Raw genomic sequence first — 18222 nt, forward strand, 5'->3', positions numbered from 1 at the left:
TTTCACGGCTTCTACCTGGGTAAACACAGGTCCGCAACGTCCCGTGTCGATCTTCTCACGCGATGCTCGGGGTTGAAAAACCACAGTTGTTGACTACTGTTCCAAGTGTTGCCGCCCCCGGATGACGCCCCGCGCCGCGCCCCCTCCCCCAAGGCCGGGCGTGCCGCGCTGTGAAAGGAAGCAATGCCAGCGATCGAAGTGGAGTCCCTGTACAAGGTCTTCGGCAAAGGCGCGAAGAGCGCCGTCGCCCAGCTCAAGGCCGGAGTCCCGAAGGAAGAACTCAACGCCAGGAACGTGACCGCCGCCGTCGTGGACCACGGCTGGGCCATCGAGCCCGGTGAGATCTTCGTGGTCATGGGCCTGTCGGGATCGGGGAAGTCCACCCTGATCCGGATGCTCAACGGCCTCATCAAGCCCACCTCCGGGACGATCCGCATCGACGGCGTCGAGCTCGGCTCGCTCTCGGCCCGGGAGCTGCGCCGCCTGCGCCGCGAGAAGATCTCGATGGTGTTCCAGCACTTCGCGCTCCTCCCCCACCGCACGGTCGTCGAGAACGTCGCGTTCGGCCTGGAGATCAAGGGCCTGAACAAGACCGAGCGCCTGGAGCGCGCGAGGGAGGCCGTCGAGCTCGTCGGCCTCGCCGGGCACGAGGACAAGCTGCCCGCGCAGCTGTCGGGCGGCATGAAGCAGCGCGTGGGCCTGGCCCGGGCGCTCGCGGCCGACACCGAGATCCTGCTCATGGACGAGGCGTTCAGCGCCCTCGACCCGCTCATCCGCCAGGAGATGCAGGACCAGCTCCTCGACCTCCAGGGGAAGCTCGGCAAGACCATCGTCTTCATCACCCACGACCTCAACGAGGCCATGCGGATCGGCGACCGGATCGCCATCTGCGACGGCGAGGTCAAGCAGCTCGGCACCGCCGAGGAGATCCTCATGCACCCGGCCGACGAGTACGTCGCCGAGTTCACCGCCGACGTCGACCGCACCCGCGTGCTCACCGCCGAGGCGGTCATGGAGCCGTGCGGGACCCGCGACACCAGCGCGTTCACCACAGTGGAGTCCGGCGTGCCCGTGAACGAGCTGTACGAGCCGGTCCTCAACTCCAAGGCCCCGCTGCTCGTCGTCGACGACAACGCCGACCCGCTCGGCGTGGTCACGCCCCGGTCCATCATCAAGTCGCTCGCGCCCGACCCCGAAGCGGTCGGCGACACCGAGCAGGAGGCCCAGCCCGCATGATCGAGTACCTCCGCAACTGGCTCTGGACCTACATCTGGAAGCCCCTGCCCGACATGCCGTTCGGCGACTGGATGGAGACGTTCATCCGCTGGGCGCGGGACGCGTGGGCCGCCGGGTTCGACGCCGTCGACGCCGGGCTGGAGTTCCTGTACACGCACCTCGCCGACGGACTGCTGTGGCTCCCTTCGGGGGTCATGGTGCTGCTGTTCGCCGCGGCCGCCTGGGCCGCGAAGGGGTGGAAGCTCGGCGCCGGGATCGGCCTGGGCATGTTCGTCGTCGCGTGGACCCCGTACTGGGAGCAGACGATGCAGACCCTGTCGATGGTCCTCGTCGCCGCCGTCATCGCGATCGTCCTCGCGATCCCGCTCGGGATCGCCGCCGCGGAGAACCGCACGTTCTCGGCGATCGCGAGGCCCGTGCTGGACTTCATGCAGACGCTGCCCGCGTTCGTGTACCTCATCCCCGTGGTGATGCTCTTCAGCGTCGGCGTGGTGCCCGGCATCATCGCCACCATCATCTTCGCGATGCCCCCGGGGGTGCGCCTCACCGAACTCGGCCTGCGCCAGGTCGACCGCGAGGTCGTCGAAGCCGGGCAGGCCTTCGGCGCCTCCCCCGCGCGCATCCTCGTGCGGATCAAGCTGCCGCTCGCGCTGCCCACGATCATGGCCGGGCTCAACCAGGTCATCATGCTCGCACTGTCCATGGTGGTCATCGCAGGGCTCGTCGGCGGGGGCGGCCTCGGGGCCGTCATCTCCGGCTCGCTCGGCCGCCTCGACATCGCCGCCGGGTTCAACGCCGGGCTCGCCGTGGTCCTGCTCGCGATCCTCCTGGACCGCGTCACGCAGGGCCTGTCCGACCGCACCCCGGTGGCCCGCGCCGCCAGGCTCGCGGCCCGCTAGACCGCCCCACCAGTACCGAACGCCCCCAGAGGAAGGCGCGCGCCCGTGCGCCGGAAAGCAGGAGACATGCAACGACGTTCGATCATGAAGGGCGCCGTCGCCACCGGCGGCGCGATCGCCTTGGCCGCCTGCTCGGTCGAGGAGGAGCCCGGCGACGCCGCCGCCGAGGGCGTCGACTTCGGCCTGCCCGAAGGCGAAGGCGAGATCGTCATCGGCTACATCAACTGGGACGAGGCCGTCGTCGCCACCGAGCTGTGGCGCCAGGCCCTCGAATCCGCCGGGTACACCGTCACCACGCAGGAGTTCACCGAGGTCGGACCGCTGTTCGAGGGCCTGTCCTCGGGCGACCTCGACGTGTTCCTCGACGGCTGGCTGCCGATCACCCACCAGACCTATATGGACACGTACGGGGACCAGCTGGAGCAGCTCGGCACCTGGAACGAGAACGCCGCGCTCACCGTCGCCGTCCCGACCTATGTGGATGTCGACTCGCTGGAGGACCTCAACGCCAACGCCGACCTCTTCGGCGGCCGCATCGTCGGCATCGAGGCCAGCGCCGGACTCACCGAAGCCGTGCAGAACAGCGCGATCCCGACGTACGGCATCACCGACCTGACGCTGGAGACCTCTTCGACGACGGCGATGCTCACCGAGCTCGACTCGGCCATCGCCGCGGAGGAGCCGATCGTGGTGACCCTGTGGCAGCCGCACTGGGCGTACGCGAAGTACGACCTGAAGAACCTCGCGGACCCGCAGACGACCCTCGGCGAGGCCGAGACCATCAACGTGCTGGCGCGCACCGGGTTCAGCGAGGAGTTCGCGGATGTCGCGGGCGCGCTGGAGACGTTCGCGATGAGCGACGAGCAGCTCGCGGACCTGGAGAACCTGGTGTTCGCCGAGAACGGCGGCGACGTCCAGGCCGGGGTCACGGCGTGGCTCCAGGACAACGAGTTCAAGGACCTCATCGCATAGTGCCCGCGCGCGGCGCCGCGGCTCCGGGGCATTGGGGGCCCCGCGGCAGGAACGAGGATCAGGGCCTGGCCTGCGGGCCAGGGCGAGGCGGTATCCGAGACCGTTCGTTCGCTCGCAAGGCGGAGGCCCCTCCGAATACCGGTGTTGTATTCGGAGGGGCCGACAACGCAGCGAGCGGGCGAACGGGCCGGATAACGGCCGTTCTGGCCCGCAGGCCAGGCCCTTAAGCCGCCTCCAGCTGCGGCGCACGCGCGCGTCGGCCGTACGCGGCCCGGCCGCCCGCCCCCACAGGCGGCGGCCTCCGGTGCGGGACCGGCCGATCCCCGGTCCCGCACCGGCACAGTCCCAGAGCGTTCATTTGTATTGAAATATGTTGATGGGTCGGTTATGCTGGCTCACGGCAACCGGTCTCAGGACCGGGGGCCGCCAGGTTGGCGGTGGCATTCCCCGGCATCGCGCACCGCATGGCGCATTGGAGCACCATGTCGTACGACAACCACAGCAAGACCGAAACCCCGGTTTCGGGCCCGCGCCTCAAGCGGCGGCGCCTGATCCAGGGCGCGTTCGCCGCAGGCGGCCTCGCCGTCGCGGGCGCGGGCGGCCTCGGGCTCGCCGCGGCACAGGAATCTTCCACTGAGGACGTCTCGGCTCTGGCCGTCCACCCCGGCCTCCTCCACACCCAGGCCGACTTCGACCGCATGAAGGCCAAAGTGAACGCGGGCCTGGAGCCGTGGCTCTCGGGCTGGAACAAGCTCATCGCGAACTCCCACGCCCAGAGCACCTGGACCGCCCGGCCCACCGCCACGATCATCCGCGGCGGCGACGGCCAGAACTACCCGCAGCTGTACAACGACATCCACGCGGCGTACCAGAACGCCCTGCGCTGGCGCGTCGCCGGAACGACCGCGCACCGCGACAAGGCGATCGAGATCCTCAACGCCTGGTCGAACACGCTGACCACGGTGACCGGCAACGCCGACCGGTTCCTCGCGGCGGGCATCTACGGCTACCAGTTCTGCTGCGCCGCCGACATCGTGCGCGGCCAGTCCGGGTTCGACCTGGGCGCGTTCCAGGGCATGATGACGAGCGTCTTCCTGCCGATGAACAACTCGTTCCTCACCAACCACAACGACGCGTGCATCACGAACTACTGGGCGAACTGGGACCTCTGCAACATGGCGTCCAAGCTCGCGATCGGCCTCATCTGCGACGACAACGCCGTCCGGGACCAGGCGATCGACTACTTCTGGAACGGCGAGGGCAACGGCTCCATCGAGAACGCGATCCCGTTCGTGTACTCGGGCGGGCTCGCGCAGTGGCAGGAGTCCGGGCGCGACCAGGGGCACTCGATCATGGGCATCGGGCTCATGGCGACGTTCATGGAGATGGCCTGGAACCAGGGGATCGACCTCTACAGCGCCAACGGCAACTCGTTCGCGAAGGCCGCGGAGTACGTGGCGCGCTACAACCTCGGCAACACCGTCCCGTACACGACCTACAGCTGGGGCACGGGCCAGAACTGCGCCTACAGCGAGCAGACCGTCATCGGCTCGGGCGGGCGCGGCCAGGTCCGGCCGGTGTGGGAGATGGTGTTCCACCACTACACCTCCCGCAAGGGCTTCGCGATGCCGAACGTGGCGAACATGTGCGGCGCGAACAGCCCCGAAGGCGGCGGTGGCGACTACGGCACCACGTCCGGCGGCTTCGACACCCTCGGCTTCGGGACCCTCGCGCACGTGCGCCTGACCTGGGACGAGATGCCGGACAACCTGACCCCCTTGGGGTAAGGCCCGTTGCGGCCGGGTGCGCGCCGCACCCGGCCGCCCTGGACGCGCGATCCGTTCGCGTTGCCAAGGGCCGGTAGCATCCCCGGGCAGGACCCGCCTTCAGCCGCCGGCCCCGCCGGTGTGCTGCCGACGAGCTAGGAGACCCGTTGTTCGGCATGCTCGCCCCCTGCCCGTCCCGCACCCCCGACGACCTCAAACCCCGCTGGATGGGCCACTTCTGCGGCCTGTGCCTCGAACTGCGCGACGACGCCGGGCACCTCGCCCGCCTCACCACCAACTACGACGCGCTCGCGCTGTCGGTCCTCGTGGAGGCCCAGCTCGGCGACGACGCGGACTCGCGCAACGCCGGGCCGTGCGCGCTGCGCGGCATGCGCCGCCAGACCGTCGCCACCGGCGGCGGCCCGCGGCTCGCCGCGACCGCCTCGCTCCTGCTCGCCTCCGCGAAGCTGCGCGACCACGTCGAGGACGGCGACGGCATCGCCGCCCGCCCCGGCGCCCGCGGCCTCGCCGGGATGACAGCGGACCGCCTGCGCGCCAAAGCGATCGGACTCGGCGAGTCGATCGCCCTGGACGTCGAGCCGCTCGTCGCGGCCATCGCGGGCCAGCGCGGGGCCGAAGCCGCCTGCGGTCCCGGGACCGCGCTCGCCGAGGTCACGGCCCCGACCGAGACGGCCACCGCCGAGCTGTTCGCGCACGCCGCGGTCCTCGGCGGCAGGCCCGAGAACGCCGGGGCGTTCCGCAGGGCCGGGGCGGCGTTCGGCCGCCTGGCGCACCTGCTCGACGCCGCGGAGGACTTCGACGACGACGCCGCGCGGGGCGCGTGGAACCCGTTGGCCGCCACCGGGACCGGCGTCGAGGGCGCGCGGCCGCTGGTGCGCGGGGCGCTCGCCGACCTGCGGGCGGCGCTGGAAGCGGCGTCGCTGGTCGACCGGACGATGACGGGCCTGCTGCTGGACCGCTATGCGCACCATGCGGTCTCGCGCACGTTCGGCTCGACCTGCGCGACCTACCCGGCCGCCGAGCGGCGCGAGCACCGCCGCTACCGGGAGCGCCGCCGCGACCGCGACTACTACGACCACGACCGGTACCGGCCCGAGGGGCGGAACTTCTTCGCAGGGCTCTGCGCGTTCACCTTCCTGTGCTGCACCTGCCAGATGTGCTGCCGGGAGCACTACGAGGGCCCGTGGTCCCGCAAGCGCCGCGAAGGCTGCTGCCGGGACGGGTGCGACTGCTGCGACTGCGACTGCTGCCCGTGCGGGTGCGACTGACGCAGGGCCGCAGGCGGGTTCAGCGCGGCTGCTGCGGCCAGTTGTACTGCGGGCCGGGCTGCGGGGGCCCCGGCTGCTGCGGGGCGCCGTAGCCGTACGGGGCCTGCGCTCCCGGGCCCGCGGGGTCGCGCCACTGCGGCGGCGGCGCCTGCGGGGCCGCGGGCGGCGGTGCGTCGGTTCCCTTGCGGCGGTTGCCGGGGCGGTCGAGCCATGCGCGCACGGGCTTGGTGAACGCGAGCACCAGGACCAGCAGCGCGGCCGTGATCTGGAGGATCGCGGGGACCACCGTGAACGGGTTGAAGACCCGGAACAGCGCGATGAGGGCCAGTGCCCCGAGTCCGATATAGATCGGAAGCCGCGGGTCGTCAGAGCCGAAGCGGCCCAGGGCTTCTCGTGCGACCGCCCAGATGAGGACGAGGTTCACGGCCGCGGCCAGGATGCCCAGCGCGATGCTCAGCCCCGTAGAGCCAGTGAGGCCGAGCAGGGTCGCGACCACGGTGGCGGCCAAGTGGATCCACAGCGTCTGGAGGATCACCGTGACCTGCTTGGGCCGGTCGTCCTTCGGGAGGACGCCCCAGCGCTGGCCCCAGGTGGGCGGCGGCGGCAGGACCGGCCCGGTCGGCTGCCCGTACTGGACCTCCCCCGGGTCCTGCGGCCGGTACTGGAAGGCCGGGCCCTGCGGCGGGCGGTTTGGGTCGTGGGCTGGCCCGGAAGTGTAGGGAGAGTTGGTCATCGATCGGCTCCGAGGAGTGCGTTCAGGTGAGGCGACAGGCTACCTCACCCGACCATTGTGCGCCTCAGTCGACCGGCTCGAAGAGGGCGACCGTCTCGAAGTGCTGGGTCATCGGGAACGCGTCGAACGCGCGGATGCGCGTCAGCGCATAGCCTTCGATCGCGAGGTCGCTCGCGTCCCGCGCCAGCGCGCCCGCGTCGCACGCCACGTAGCAGATCGCGCGCGGCCGGGCCTCGCCGAGCGCCACGACGACCTCGGGCCCGGCCCCGGCGCGGGGCGGGTCGAGGACGACGAGGTCGACCGAGCCGAGGTCGGGGGCGACGGAGGCGACGTCGCCGTCGATGGCCCCGGCGTTCTTGAACGCGGCGAGGTTCGCGGCGGTGCGCGCGGCGGGCGCGTTCTCGACGGCGATGACGCGGCCGGTGTCGCCGACGGCGGTGGCGAGGCCGCTCGCGAAGAGCCCGGCGCCCGCGTACAGGTCCCACGCGGACTCGCCTTCCCGCGGCTGGAGGAAGTCGAGCGCGGTCTCCAGGAACGTGGGGGCGGCGGCTGGGTGGACCTGCCAGAACGCGTCGAAGCCGATCTCGAAGGTCGTGTCGCCGACGGTCTGGTGGAGGAGCTTGGGGCCGCTCTTGTGGTGCGGGCGGGCGGTGCGGCGCAGCTGGGTGTAGACGGCGAGCTGCTCGTCGTCGGCCTCGACGACGCCGACGGCGCCCATGCCGTCCCAGGTCCGGTCGAGGACGTCGGCTTCGCGGAGGCGCTCGGAGGCGATGCGGCACCAGTCGATGTGGACGAGCTCGTGCGACTTGTGCTCGCGCAGCCCGGGGCGGCCGTCCTCGTCGACGGCGTACTGCATGCGGGTGCGCCATGCGAGGGGCCCGCCGGGGAGGGCCTCGACCTCGACGCCTTCGAGGAGGGCCGGGTCGATGCCGCCGATGCGGGTGAGCTGGTCGAACAGGACCTTCGCTTTGAGGCGGCGCTGGGCCTCGGGACTGGCGTGCTGGAAGTCGCAGCCGCCGCACTTGCCGGGCCCGGCCCACGGGCACGGGGGCTCGACGCGGTCGGGTGAGGCGTCGAGGACCTCGACGGCGTCGGCGAACGCGAAGCGCTTCTTGCGGTCGGTGATCTCGATGCGGACGCGCTCGCCGGGGAGGGCGTGGCGCACGAAGTAGACCTCGCCGTCCACGCGGGCCACGCAGTGGCCTCCGGCCGCGACGTCTCCGACGGTGACGATCATGGTGTCCTTCTTCCCCCCGGCCCGCGCCGGGCGCGGCGGGCCGCACGCAAGGATACGGGACGCGCTATTTGGGGATGCGGCGCAGCGGCGGCGGCTCGGTGCTGTCGCCGAGGATCCACGGCACGGTGCAGACCATGACGCCGGGCTCGTACTTGAGCTGGCGGTGGAGGGCCTTGGTGGTCTGGTTGTGGAGCAGGCTGGTCGACCAGTTGAAGTAGCCGCGGGACAGTCGCCCTTTCTGGGGGCCGAGGCCGACGACGTACTCGGGGAGGTAGACGGTGACGACGTCCCTGGGGGCGTCGCGGCGGCGGGCCTTGACGTAGTCGACGATCGGGCCGGTGATCTCGCGGTAGGGCGAGTCGAGGACGGTGAGGGGCACGCCGATGCGGCGGCGGTCCCATTCGGCGACGAGGCGGCGGGACGCGGCGGCGTCGACGTTGACGGTGAGGGCCGTGACGGTGTCGGGGCGGGTGGCCTTCGCGTAGGAGAGCATCCGCATGAGCGGCAGGTTGACGCTGGAGGCGAGGACGATCGCGTGGCTGCGCGAGGGCAGCTGCGGCTTGCCCTTCGGGTGCTCGATCTCGCCGCGCACGGCCGCGTAGTGCCGGCTGATGGCGCGCATGAGGAGGTAGCAGCCGCCGATGATGAGGACGGCGATCCAGCCGCCGCGCCGGAACATCGTGAACGCGACGATCACGAGGACGGCGGCGCACGCGAGGACCGCGGCGACGGCGGTGGCGCGGGCCCGGTGGGCGCGGGCGCGGCGGGCCGGGTCGCGTTCGACGTCGAGGACGCGCCGCCAGTGGCGCGACATCGCGGCGTGCGACAGGACCATCGAGAGGAACACGCCGACGACGTACAGGCCGATGAGCTCGAACGCGCCGCCGCCGTAGAGGACGACGAGGAGCGCGGCGGCGACGGCGAGGATGAGGATGCCGTTGGAGTAGACGAGGCGGTCGCCGCGCTTGTGGAGCTGGCGCGGCAGCAGCGAGTCCTCGGCGAACACCGACGCGAGCTGCGGGAAGCCGACGAACGCGGTGTTCGCGGCGAGCAGGAGCACCCCGGCGGTGGCGAGCATGACGGGCCACAGCGCGGCGGGCGAGGCGCCGAAGACGGCGTCCGAGAGCTGCGCGAGGAGCGGGTACCCGCGCGCTTCGGGGCCCTGCGCGCGGACGAGGAACGCGAGGACCACGGTGCCGATGAACAGGGCGACGGTGGCCGCGCCGACGGTGGTGATCGCGGCGGCGGCGTTGCGCCCGCGCGGGGGCCGGAAGAAGCGCACGCGGGTCGTGAAGGTCTCGACGCCGGTGACGGCGACCGACCCGGCCGCGAAGGCCCTGGCGCACAGCAGGAACAGGGCCGCGGAGGTCCATTCGGCCTCGTCGGCGGGGGCGGGCGCGGAAGAGGTCAGGTCCTCCCCTGCGGCGAGGCGCGCGAGCCCGGTGAGGACGATCGCGGCGACCCCGGCGACGAACGCGACGGTGACCGCGGCGGCGACGCGCCCGGAGACGCGCAGGCCCCGCAGGTTGAACGCGGCGAGGAGCGCGATCGCGGCGGCGGCGAGCCATTCGCGCCACGGATGCAGGCCCGGCATGAGCGCGTCCAGGGCGGCGACGGCCGCGGCGGTCGAGACGGCGACGGTGAGGATGTAGTCGAGGACGAGCGCGGCCGCGGCGAGGCGGCCCGCGCCGGGCCCGAAGTTCGCGGTGACGACCCGGTAGTCCCCGCCGCCGCCCGGATAGGCCTGCACGGTGTACCGGTAGGAGGCGATGACCGCGACCATGACCGCCGCGACGGCGAGGCCGGTCCACGGCGACAGCGCGTACGCGGCCGTGCCCGCGACGCCGAGGACGAGGAACACCTGCTCGGGGGCGTACGCGATCGAGGAGATGGGGTTGATCGCGAGCAGCGGGATCGCGTACCGCTTCGAGAGCACGAGGGACGATCCGCGCCCGGAGGCGAACGGCTCGCCCACCAGCAGCCGCTTGAGGACCGCCCACGACCTTGTCACGGCCGTAGCGTAGCGTCCCGCGGCCGGGCCCGGGGCCGCGAGTTTCCCCGCGGCCCCACCAGAGCGCGCTAGTCCTTCACGGCCGCTTCGACAGTGAGCGTCCCGGCATCGGTGTCGAGCACCGCCTCGGTCCCGAGGGGCACGACGCGCGGGTCGAGGTCGTGGCCGATCTTGAGGCCGCCGAGGACGGGCACGCCGAGGTCCCCGAGCTTGTCGAGGAGGACCTCGTTCATCGTCCACTCGCCGGGCTTGTGCTCGTCGAGCGGGTGCGGCACGAACTGGCCGACCGCGATCCCGGCGAGGCCGTCGAAGTGCCCGGCGCGGATGATCCGGGTGAGCATGTTGTCGACCCGGTAGCGGGCCTCCTCGACCTCCTCGACGAGGAGGATCGCGCCGTCGAGGTCGGGCCAGTTGGACCGGTCCGGCTCGGCGGCCATGAGCGAGAGGTTCCCGCCGAGGAGCTTCCCGGAGGCGGTCCCGGGGACCTCGACGCCCGCGGTGGACTCGGCCGGGTCGCGGGTGAGGACCACCGGGTCGGCGGTCATGATCGCGGCCTTCAGGGACTCGGCGGTCGCGGCGGTGTTGTTCGAGGACCACGCCATCATCGGCGAGTGGAGCGTGGGGATGCGGGTCTGCTCGGCGACCGCGAAGTGCAGCGCGGTGATGTCGGAGTAGCCGATGACGAGCTTCGGGTGGTCTTCGAGGGCCTCGACATCGGCCCCGTCGATGATCCGGGTCGTGCCGTAGCCGCCGCGGACGGTCATGAGCGCCTTGGCCTCCGGGTGCGCGAGCGCGTAGTTGAGGTCGGCGAGGCGGTCCTCGTCGGGCGCCGAGAGGTACCCGAACGTGTCGAGCGCGTGCTCGGTGAGCTCGACGCGCAGGCCCCAGCTCTCCAGAATGGCGGTGCCGCGGGCGACGGCCGCGGCGGTGGAGGGCCCGCCGGGGGCGGGGACGACGACGAGGTCGCCGGGGACGAGCTTCTTCGGCTTGCGGCCGCCTTTCGCGGCGGCGGGCGAGGCCGTCGCGGCGGCGGCGACGGCCCCGGCGGCGATGCCGCCGATGAGGGCGCGGCGGGACAGGGACGGGTGGTGTGCCATCAGTGCTCCTTTGCGAGAGTGGGAGGTCCACTGTCTAGACGCTTTCGGGCGCCGGATGTTGCACGGTTCGGGCGGGAATTCCGGAATGTTCATCCCGGACGCGAGCGGGGCGCGCCCCTGGCGGGCGCGGTAAGGTCACTGCACGTCCGATCGAGGGGTGGTGTGCCGGTGCACGTGGTCATCATGGGGTGCGGGCGCGTCGGCTCGTCCCTGGCGCGCAGCCTGGTCGAGCGCGGGCACACGGTCGGGATCATCGACCAGGACCCGAAGGCGTTCCGGCGGCTGGGACCGGACTTCGACGAGACCACGGTGCGGGGTGTCGGGTTCGACCGGGAGGTGCTCGCGAAGGCCGGGATCGGGCGCGCGGACGCGTTCGTGTCGGTGTCCTCGGGCGACAACTCGAACATCATCGCGGCACGGGTCGCGCGCGAGAACTACGGCGTCCCGAAGGTGATCGCGCGGATCTACGACCCGCAGCGCGCCACCGTGTACGAGCGACTCGGCATCCCGACGGTGGCGACGGTGCGGTGGACGGCCGACCGGCTGCTGCGCCACCTCGTGCCCGACGGGCAGGAGGCGCTGTGGCGCGACCCGACGGCGACGCTGTCGCTCATCGAGGTCATCTGCGACGAGGGCTGGTACGGGACGGCGCTGTCGGCGCTGGAGCAGGCCACGGGCCACCGGGTCGCGTACATCAACCGGTTCGGGCGGGCGGCGCTGCCGACCGCGTCGACGGTCCTCCAGGACGGCGACCAGGTGTTCATGCTCGTCGCCGACGGCGACGAGGCGGGCATCAAGCGGATCGCGGGCGCGGCCCCGCAGGGGGGTTCGTGATGCGGGTGGCGATCGCCGGGGCCGGGAACGTGGGCCGGTCCATCGCGTCGGAGCTGGTCGGCAACGGCCACCAGGTGCTCCTGATCGAACGGGACCCCGATTCGATGCGGCCCGAGCGGGTCCCGGACGCGGAGTGGCTGCTCGCCGACGCGTGCGAGCTGGAGAACCTGCGGCAGGCGCACCTGGAGATGTGCGACGTCGCGGTGGCGGCGACCGGCGACGACAAGGTGAACCTGGTGGTGTCGCTGCTGTCGAAGACCGAGTTCGCGGTGCCGCGCGTGGTCGCGCGCGTGAACCGGGCCGAGAACGAGTGGCTGTTCAACGAGGAGTGGGGCGTCGACGTCTCGGTCTCGAAGCCGCGGCTGCTGGCCGCGCTCGTCGAGGAGGCCGTGAGCGTCGGGGACCTGGTGCGGCTCCTGACGTTCCGCCAGTCGCAGGCGAACCTCGTGGAGATCACCCTGCCCGCCGACGCCCCGCACGTGGGGCGGCGGGTCGCGGAGGTGCCGCTGCCGCACGACGTGGCGCTCGTAGCGGTCATCCGGGGCCGGCGGGTCATCGCGCCGACGCCCGACGACACCGTGGAGGCGGGCGACGAGCTGGTGTTCGTGTGCCACGAGGACGCCGAGGACGCGACGCGCGCGGTCATGCTCGGCAAGTCCCGCTTTTGACCGCACGAGCCGACGAAATTGCCCCTGGTGGGGTTTACTTCCGGTCCGCGCCCACGTTACATTGAGAGTTCTCAATGTTCCTATATTTTGGGAGCGCTATCATGCTCAACGTCCGAAGACGAGGCGTCAGCGGCACACGGCTGCGCAGCCTCATCGTCCTCATCGCCGCGCTGTTCGCGGCCGGGACCGCCGCGGTCCTGTTCGTCCAGCCCGCCTCCAGCCACGGCACCGCCATCGGCCCCTCCTCCCGGCACTACAGCTGCTGGGAGCGGTGGGGCTCGGACTTCCAGAACCCGGACATGGCGCAGGAGGACCCGATGTGCTGGGCCGCCTGGCAGAACGACCCCAACGCCATGTGGAACTGGAACGGCCTCTACCGCGAGCAGGTGGGCGGCAACCACCAGGCGGCCCTGCCCGACAACCACCTCTGCTCCGGCGGCCTGACGGGCGGCACCCGGTACGCCCCCCTCGACGACCCCGGACCCTGGAAGACCACCCAGGTGGACGCGAACTTCACGTTCACCAACTGGGACCAGGCCAACCACGGGGCCGACTACTACCGGATCTACGTCACGAAGCAGGGCTACGACGCCGAGACGGACGCGCTCGACTGGGCCGACCTCGAACTGCTCGCCGACACCGGCGACATCGACCCGGGCGTCGGGCGCACCCCGCCCAGCGGCGGCGGCACGCTCGTCGACATCCCGGTCTCGGCGCCCGGCCGCTCGGGCCACCACGTGGTCTTCATGATCTGGCAGGCCAGCCACTTCGACCAGTCGTTCTACTCGTGCTCCGACGTGTGGTTCGGCGACGGCCAGCCCGAGGAGCCCACCGGCGGGCCCACCACGGGCGGGCCGACCGGCGGCCCCACGAGCGGCGAGCCCACCGAGGAGCCCACGACCGGCGGCCCGACCGCCGGGTACGCGTGCTCCGCGTCGGCCACCGTCAACTCGTGGGGCTCGGGCGCCACGGTCAGCGTGAAGGTCAAGAACACCGGCACGCAGGCCATGCACAACTGGATGCTCCACTGGACCTGGCCGTCGTCGGGCGTGACGGTCAGCCAGATGTGGAACGCCGAGCACAGCACCATGGGCGGCGTCGAGATGGCGTCCCCGGTCTCCTGGAACGCGGCGGTCGCCTTGAACGGCACCGTCGAGTTCGGGTTCAACGTCTCCGGATCGCTCACGAGCGCACCGGAGTTCGAGTGCTTCCCGACCTAGGAGGACGGCGAGAACGGCCCGGAGCGTCCGCTCCGGGCCGTTCTGCGCACGTCTCTAGGCCGCGTTCGGGGACGCGGCGCCCGCGGCCTCCACGGCCTTCATGTGGCGGCGCACCGCCCAGATCGTGAACGCCGTCAGCGCGATCGTCACCGGCCAGCCGCCGAACAGCGTCACCAGGCCCAGCGCGTTCTCCGCGTCGATCCAGTACAGCCACACCCGGACCGCGTTCTTGACGAGGAAGACGATCCCCCACAGGATCGTGATGCGGCAGAGCACGTCCACGAGCGGCTTGTTCTGCCGCCACTCCTTCTTGCCGCCCTGCGCCACGACCGCGTAGATCCACCCGATCACCGGGTGGCGCACCAGCGCCGAGACGATGAGCAGGACCCCGTAGACCGCGCCCTGGATGATCCCGGGGAGGTAGAAGTTCCGGGCGTCCTCGGAGCGCCACGCCAGGAACGCGCCGAGCGCGATCCCGAAGAGCCCGTTGAGCGCGTGGCGGATCGGCTCCTTGCGCAGCGCCCGCCAGGTCGCGATGCCCAGCGCGCTCGCCGCGGAGAGGACGATGGCCCACTGGAGGCCGCTGAGCGGCCCCATCTGCTCGGGCAGGAGCGGGTTGAGGACCACGAACAGGGTGATCGGGACGGCGGCCTCGACGACGCCCTTGACGCCGCCGAGCTGCTGCGAGAGCTGCTCGGTGAACGGCGGGAGCTCGTCCGGGTCGGCCCCGTCGCGGGTCTCGGCGTCCGTCTTGCGGCTCGGCGTCTCGGTGCTCAAAGCGGGCCTTCCAGATCGGGACGGTCCGCGCTCAGGGGCGCAGCTCGTAGGTCGGGTTGTAGATCGCGAGGCGTCCGTCGCCCAGCCGGCCGACCCGTCCGCGTGCGACGAGCCTGGTCCCGGCCTCCAATCCCACGATACGCCGTCGGCCCATCCAGACCAATGCGACCTGACCGGTGCCGTCGTAGAGTTCCGCCTCCACGGAAGGCGAGCGGCCGTCGGTGCGGTGCACGACGGCCCGCAGGCGCCCGGCGACGACGGCGAGCTGCCGCGCCTCCAGGTCGGCGAGCGGGACCGCGTCCGGGTCGGTCTCGCGGCGGACCTCGGCGGCGAACAGCTCCTGGTGCGGGACGGCCAGGCGCCTGAACCAGCCGCGCAGGCCGCTCCGCGCGGGGGCGGCGTCCACTACCGCTTCGGGCGGGGCGAGGGCTTGCGGCGCACCTGCGGCCGCGGGGTGTCCCCGGCGGCGATGATCGCGCGCGACCCGTCGCCGCCCTCGGCCTTGCGCTGCGCGATGCGGGCGGCGGCCTCCTCGGCCATCTTCGGCGGAAGCTTCAGCGGCAGCGGCTCGCGCACCGGCATGGCGATGCTCCCGCGGTCGATGACGAGCTTCGTGAGGGCCTCGTCGAGCTCGGGCGCGGCGTCCTCGTCGAGGGCGCGCTGCCCCTGGAACGTGGCCTGCACGAACCAGCGGGGGCCGTCGACGCCGCAGAAGCGCACCGAGTTCACGCCCTTCTTCGTGGCGACCTTCGCGATGAGCTCGGTGCCCCAGCGTCCCTCGACCTCCTCGGTCTCCCCGCCCTGGCCCTTGACGGTGGCCGCGAGCTCCTCGCGGATCTCGGGCCAGATGCCCTCGGAGCGGGGTGCGGCGCGCACGAGGAGCTGGAGCGCGGACGCGCCCGTGGTGAGCAGGACCTGGCTGATGTTGCCCTTGGCGTCGGTCTGCGCCTGGAAGCCCACGCCCTTGGGGACGGGCAGTCGGATCGCTCCCAGGTCGATGCGCCGGATCTCGTCCTCGGGGGCGTCGGCGACGTCGTAGGGGCCCTCGGTGGCCTCACGCTCGTAGGTGTCGCCGCTCTCGGCCAGCGAGTCGAGGACCGCGCCCTCAGCGGGGCGCTGCTTCTTCGACCCCCGTCGCCGTTTAAACACGTTCGCTCTCCTCTGCAAGTCGGCGGTGCCCGCCGGTGGATCCGTGGCCGCCCGTGCCGCGCGCCGTGGGCGCGAACTCGTCGACTTCGGTGAAGCGGGCTCGCACCACCGGTTGGACAACCAATTGTGCGACACGGTCGCCGCGTTCGATGACGGCGGTCCGCTCGGGGTCGAGGTTCACGAGGTTGATCTTGATCTCACCGCGGTAGCCGGAGTCGATCGTGCCGGGCGCGTTGACGATGGTCACGCCGAGCCGGTGCGCGAGCCCCGACCGCGGGTTCGTGTACCCCACGTGCCCATCGGGGATCGCCACGGCCACACCGGTGCCCACGAGCGCGCGCTCCCCCGGCTTCAGCTCCACGCCCTCCGCGGCGTACAGGTCGGCGCCCGCGTCGCCCTCGTGGGCGTAGGCGGGGACGGGCAGGTCGGGGTCGAGCCGCCGGATGGCGACCGGGACTTCCGCGGTCATCGGGTTCCTCTCACTCGCGCCGCACGCCGCGTCACGGGTCCGGCGTGCGGGGATATGGTCTCAGACATGAGGAGTGGGGAACGGTACGCCGAGCGCATGAGCCTCCCGGTGGCGGGCTGGCTCGCCGTCCTGGCGCTGGCGGTGATCGCCGCGGCCCTGTCGAACATGGGCGACCTGCGCTGGTGGCGCGTGGCCGCCAGCGCGGTCGTGCTGGTCGCGCCCCTGGTCGGGGCGTGGTGGCTGGGGCGGCTCCCGGTGCGGGTGGTCGAGGAGTCCGGCGAGGTGTGGCTGCACGTGGACGACGCGCGGCTGCCGATGTCGGCCGTGGCCTCGGTCGAGGTGCTGGAGCCCGTCGCGTACTCCGACGCGCTGGGCGTGGCCCAGCACCCGCTGGCGTTCGCGGTGCAGCGGCCGTGGCTGAACCGGGGCGTGCGGATCGTCCTGGACGACCCGGAGGACCCGACCCCGTACTGGATCGTGTCCTCGCGCCGTCCTGAGCGCCTGCGCGACGCGATGCTGGCGCCGGAGTCGGCCGCAGTCTGAACGCGAGATGAACGGGCCCTCCCGGACAAGCGAGACGGCCCGCGGAACGCTCCCGCAGGCCGTGCGCTTTCCGAGGGGTCGATCTTCGCGCTTACGCGCAGTCCTTGCAGATCGGCTGCCCGTTCTTCTCCTTGGCGAACTGGCTCCGGTGGTGGACCAGGAAGCACGAGGAGCAGCGGAACTCGTCCTGCTGCATGGGCAGGACCTTCACCGAGAGCTCCTCGTCGCCGAGGTCGGCGCCGGGCAGCTCGAAGTTCTCGGCGACCTCGGCTTCATCGACATCGACCGACCCCGATTGATCGGTGCGGCCCTTCGCAAGGGCCTCGATGCCGTCGGGCCCGGCGCTCTCTTCCTTGTCCCGGCGGGGGGCGTCGTAGTCGGTTGCCATCGTTTTCCACTCCCATTGGTTTTGCAATCGTGGCACCGGATCCGGGCTCGGGGTGCCGCCGTCGTGCTCGGGTACACGGCGGCTCGGCTCGGGTTCGGCGGGTTCGGTTCCTCCGTGCAGGCGGCGTACCTTACCGCGTGCAGTCCATTCCTATACACGATGCCCCCCGCTTTTTCATCCCCGTTGTGGCGAGAAACACTTTCTTTAGGAGGGCTGCGAGTGTACCGCCTCTCGCCCACGAAGACGACCCGCGCACGATAGCCTCTCCATGGCAACGTTTGCGGGACGTCGGATCGTCTAGGTGCCAGAAGATGAACTGCTGGTGTTGAACACTCGGGGAGGCAACCGTGCGTATCGCTCGTATCCGCGCTTTGATCGTGCTGTGCGCATTGGCGCTGGTCGCTGGACTGGCAACGCTCTGGGCCATCAGGAACGACTCGCAGCTCTCCGCGAGCAGCGACTGCGAGCCCGGCGCCGTCGAGATCAAGACCGCGCCGATCCCCGACCCCTCCGAGATCGAAGTGGTCGTCCTCAACGGGACCGACCAGTCCGGCCTCGCCGAGCAGGCCGCCTCCCAGCTCGAAGACCGCGGCTTCGTCGTGGTCGACACCGGCGACGCCCCCGAGGAGTACGACGGCACCGCGCTGGTCCAGTACGGGCCCGAGCAGTACGCCGCCGGACTGCACACGTACGCGTACTTCTACCAGGGCCGGGACGGTTTCGCGCTCGACTGGGACCAGCCGATCACGATCACCCTCGGGAGCGACTTCCGCGAGGTCAGGTCGGCCTCCGACGCGCGCCAGTCGTTCGCGCAGAGCGGCGGCATCGAGGCGCCGGAGGGCACCTGCACGGTAGAATAGGCGGCCGTCACCCCCGACGCCCTCACTGAAAATGCGGAAACACAGCTCGAAACGGCATCACGGACGGGCCGCAG

19 protein-coding genes are annotated in these 18222 nt (G+C 71.6%); 10 read left to right on the top strand and 9 right to left on the bottom strand.

The features are described 5' to 3' along the window. Nucleotides 1–183 precede the first annotated feature (183 nt). The 5 genes from B0I28_RS16040 to B0I28_RS16060 all read left to right on the top strand — a co-directional run bounded on the left by B0I28_RS16040 (nucleotide 184) and on the right by B0I28_RS16060 (nucleotide 6162). Nucleotides 184–1236 (top strand): quaternary amine ABC transporter ATP-binding protein, encoded by a 1053-nt coding sequence (locus tag B0I28_RS16040; protein ID WP_181245814.1) that lies wholly within the window; start codon nucleotides 184–186, stop codon nucleotides 1234–1236. Continuing rightward, nucleotides 1233–2135: an ABC transporter permease gene (locus B0I28_RS16045; protein WP_106364864.1), complete on the top strand. Its 903-nt coding sequence runs from the start codon at nucleotides 1233–1235 to the stop codon at nucleotides 2133–2135. The genes B0I28_RS16040 and B0I28_RS16045 overlap by 4 nt, the downstream gene beginning before the upstream one ends. 66 nt (nucleotides 2136–2201) lie before the next feature. Continuing rightward, a complete protein-coding gene (locus B0I28_RS16050; protein ID WP_106364865.1) occupies nucleotides 2202–3107 on the top strand; it encodes a glycine betaine ABC transporter substrate-binding protein in 906 nt (301 codons plus the stop codon). Nucleotides 3108–3589: 482 nt separating this feature from the next. Continuing rightward, nucleotides 3590–4894: an alginate lyase family protein gene (locus tag B0I28_RS16055; RefSeq protein WP_106364866.1), complete on the top strand. Its 1305-nt coding sequence runs from the start codon at nucleotides 3590–3592 to the stop codon at nucleotides 4892–4894. Nucleotides 4895–5049: 155 nt separating this feature from the next. After that, complete coding sequence (locus B0I28_RS16060) at nucleotides 5050–6162, top strand: DUF5685 family protein (RefSeq protein ID WP_245889020.1); 1113 nt, start codon at nucleotides 5050–5052, stop codon at nucleotides 6160–6162. 19 nt (nucleotides 6163–6181) lie between these two features. Here B0I28_RS16060 and B0I28_RS16065 read toward each other — a convergent pair whose 3' ends face one another. From B0I28_RS16065 to B0I28_RS16080, 4 genes are all read right to left on the bottom strand, one after another. Then, on the bottom strand, nucleotides 6182–6895 hold the full coding sequence (locus B0I28_RS16065; RefSeq protein WP_106364868.1) for a hypothetical protein: 714 nt from the start codon (nucleotides 6893–6895) through the stop codon (nucleotides 6182–6184). A gap of 64 nt (nucleotides 6896–6959) precedes the next feature. Then, on the bottom strand, nucleotides 6960–8132 hold the full coding sequence (locus B0I28_RS16070) for a class I SAM-dependent RNA methyltransferase (protein WP_106364869.1): 1173 nt from the start codon (nucleotides 8130–8132) through the stop codon (nucleotides 6960–6962). A gap of 64 nt (nucleotides 8133–8196) precedes the next feature. Beyond that, complete coding sequence (locus tag B0I28_RS16075) at nucleotides 8197–10143, bottom strand: amino acid permease (RefSeq protein ID WP_106364870.1); 1947 nt, start codon at nucleotides 10141–10143, stop codon at nucleotides 8197–8199. A gap of 68 nt (nucleotides 10144–10211) precedes the next feature. Further along, complete coding sequence (locus B0I28_RS16080; RefSeq protein WP_106364871.1) at nucleotides 10212–11240, bottom strand: S66 peptidase family protein; 1029 nt, start codon at nucleotides 11238–11240, stop codon at nucleotides 10212–10214. A gap of 168 nt (nucleotides 11241–11408) precedes the next feature. On the opposite strand from B0I28_RS16080, the gene B0I28_RS16085 reads away from it, so the two are divergent. The 3 genes from B0I28_RS16085 to B0I28_RS16095 all read left to right on the top strand — a co-directional run bounded on the left by B0I28_RS16085 (nucleotide 11409) and on the right by B0I28_RS16095 (nucleotide 13962). Beyond that, nucleotides 11409–12074, top strand: coding sequence for a potassium channel family protein (locus tag B0I28_RS16085; protein WP_106365143.1), 666 nt, complete (start codon nucleotides 11409–11411; stop codon nucleotides 12072–12074). Then, nucleotides 12074–12742: a potassium channel family protein gene (locus tag B0I28_RS16090; RefSeq protein ID WP_106364872.1), complete on the top strand. Its 669-nt coding sequence runs from the start codon at nucleotides 12074–12076 to the stop codon at nucleotides 12740–12742. Before B0I28_RS16085 ends, B0I28_RS16090 begins: the two co-directional genes overlap by 1 nt. A gap of 101 nt (nucleotides 12743–12843) precedes the next feature. Next, entirely contained in the window at nucleotides 12844–13962 is a 1119-nt protein-coding gene (locus tag B0I28_RS16095) for a lytic polysaccharide monooxygenase (RefSeq protein WP_106364873.1), read from the top strand. 54 nt (nucleotides 13963–14016) lie between these two features. Here B0I28_RS16095 and B0I28_RS16100 read toward each other — a convergent pair whose 3' ends face one another. Genes B0I28_RS16100 through dut form a run of 4 tightly spaced genes read right to left on the bottom strand, consistent with a single transcriptional unit; the run spans nucleotide 14017 to nucleotide 16357 of the window. Beyond that, on the bottom strand, nucleotides 14017–14739 hold the full coding sequence (locus B0I28_RS16100; protein ID WP_106364874.1) for a DUF3159 domain-containing protein: 723 nt from the start codon (nucleotides 14737–14739) through the stop codon (nucleotides 14017–14019). Nucleotides 14740–14770: 31 nt separating this feature from the next. Further along, nucleotides 14771–15145 carry an OB-fold nucleic acid binding domain-containing protein gene (locus B0I28_RS16105; protein ID WP_106364875.1) on the bottom strand — a complete coding sequence of 125 codons (375 nt, stop codon included), beginning with the start codon at nucleotides 15143–15145 and terminating at the stop codon, nucleotides 14771–14773. After that, entirely contained in the window at nucleotides 15145–15888 is a 744-nt protein-coding gene (locus B0I28_RS16110; protein WP_181245815.1) for a DUF3710 domain-containing protein, read from the bottom strand. Before B0I28_RS16110 ends, B0I28_RS16105 begins: the two co-directional genes overlap by 1 nt. Then, nucleotides 15881–16357, bottom strand: a complete 477-nt coding sequence (gene dut, locus B0I28_RS16115) for a dUTP diphosphatase (protein WP_106364877.1) — start codon at nucleotides 16355–16357, stop codon at nucleotides 15881–15883. Before dut ends, B0I28_RS16110 begins: the two co-directional genes overlap by 8 nt. 66 nt (nucleotides 16358–16423) lie before the next feature. On the opposite strand from dut, the gene B0I28_RS16120 reads away from it, so the two are divergent. Further along, nucleotides 16424–16900 (top strand): DUF3093 domain-containing protein, encoded by a 477-nt coding sequence (locus B0I28_RS16120; RefSeq protein WP_106364878.1) that lies wholly within the window; start codon nucleotides 16424–16426, stop codon nucleotides 16898–16900. A gap of 91 nt (nucleotides 16901–16991) precedes the next feature. Here B0I28_RS16120 and B0I28_RS16125 read toward each other — a convergent pair whose 3' ends face one another. Then, nucleotides 16992–17288, bottom strand: coding sequence for a DUF4193 domain-containing protein (locus B0I28_RS16125; RefSeq protein WP_106364879.1), 297 nt, complete (start codon nucleotides 17286–17288; stop codon nucleotides 16992–16994). A 347-nt stretch (nucleotides 17289–17635) separates the two neighbouring features. Between B0I28_RS16125 and B0I28_RS16130 the strand changes: the two genes are divergently transcribed. After that, nucleotides 17636–18148: a LytR C-terminal domain-containing protein gene (locus B0I28_RS16130; protein ID WP_106364880.1), complete on the top strand. Its 513-nt coding sequence runs from the start codon at nucleotides 17636–17638 to the stop codon at nucleotides 18146–18148. The last annotated feature ends 74 nt before the right edge of the window (nucleotides 18149–18222 follow it).

Origin of the sequence: Glycomyces artemisiae, assembly GCF_003002955.1 — a bacterium.
Classification (GTDB): Bacteria; Actinomycetota; Actinomycetes; order Mycobacteriales; family Micromonosporaceae; genus Glycomyces; species Glycomyces artemisiae.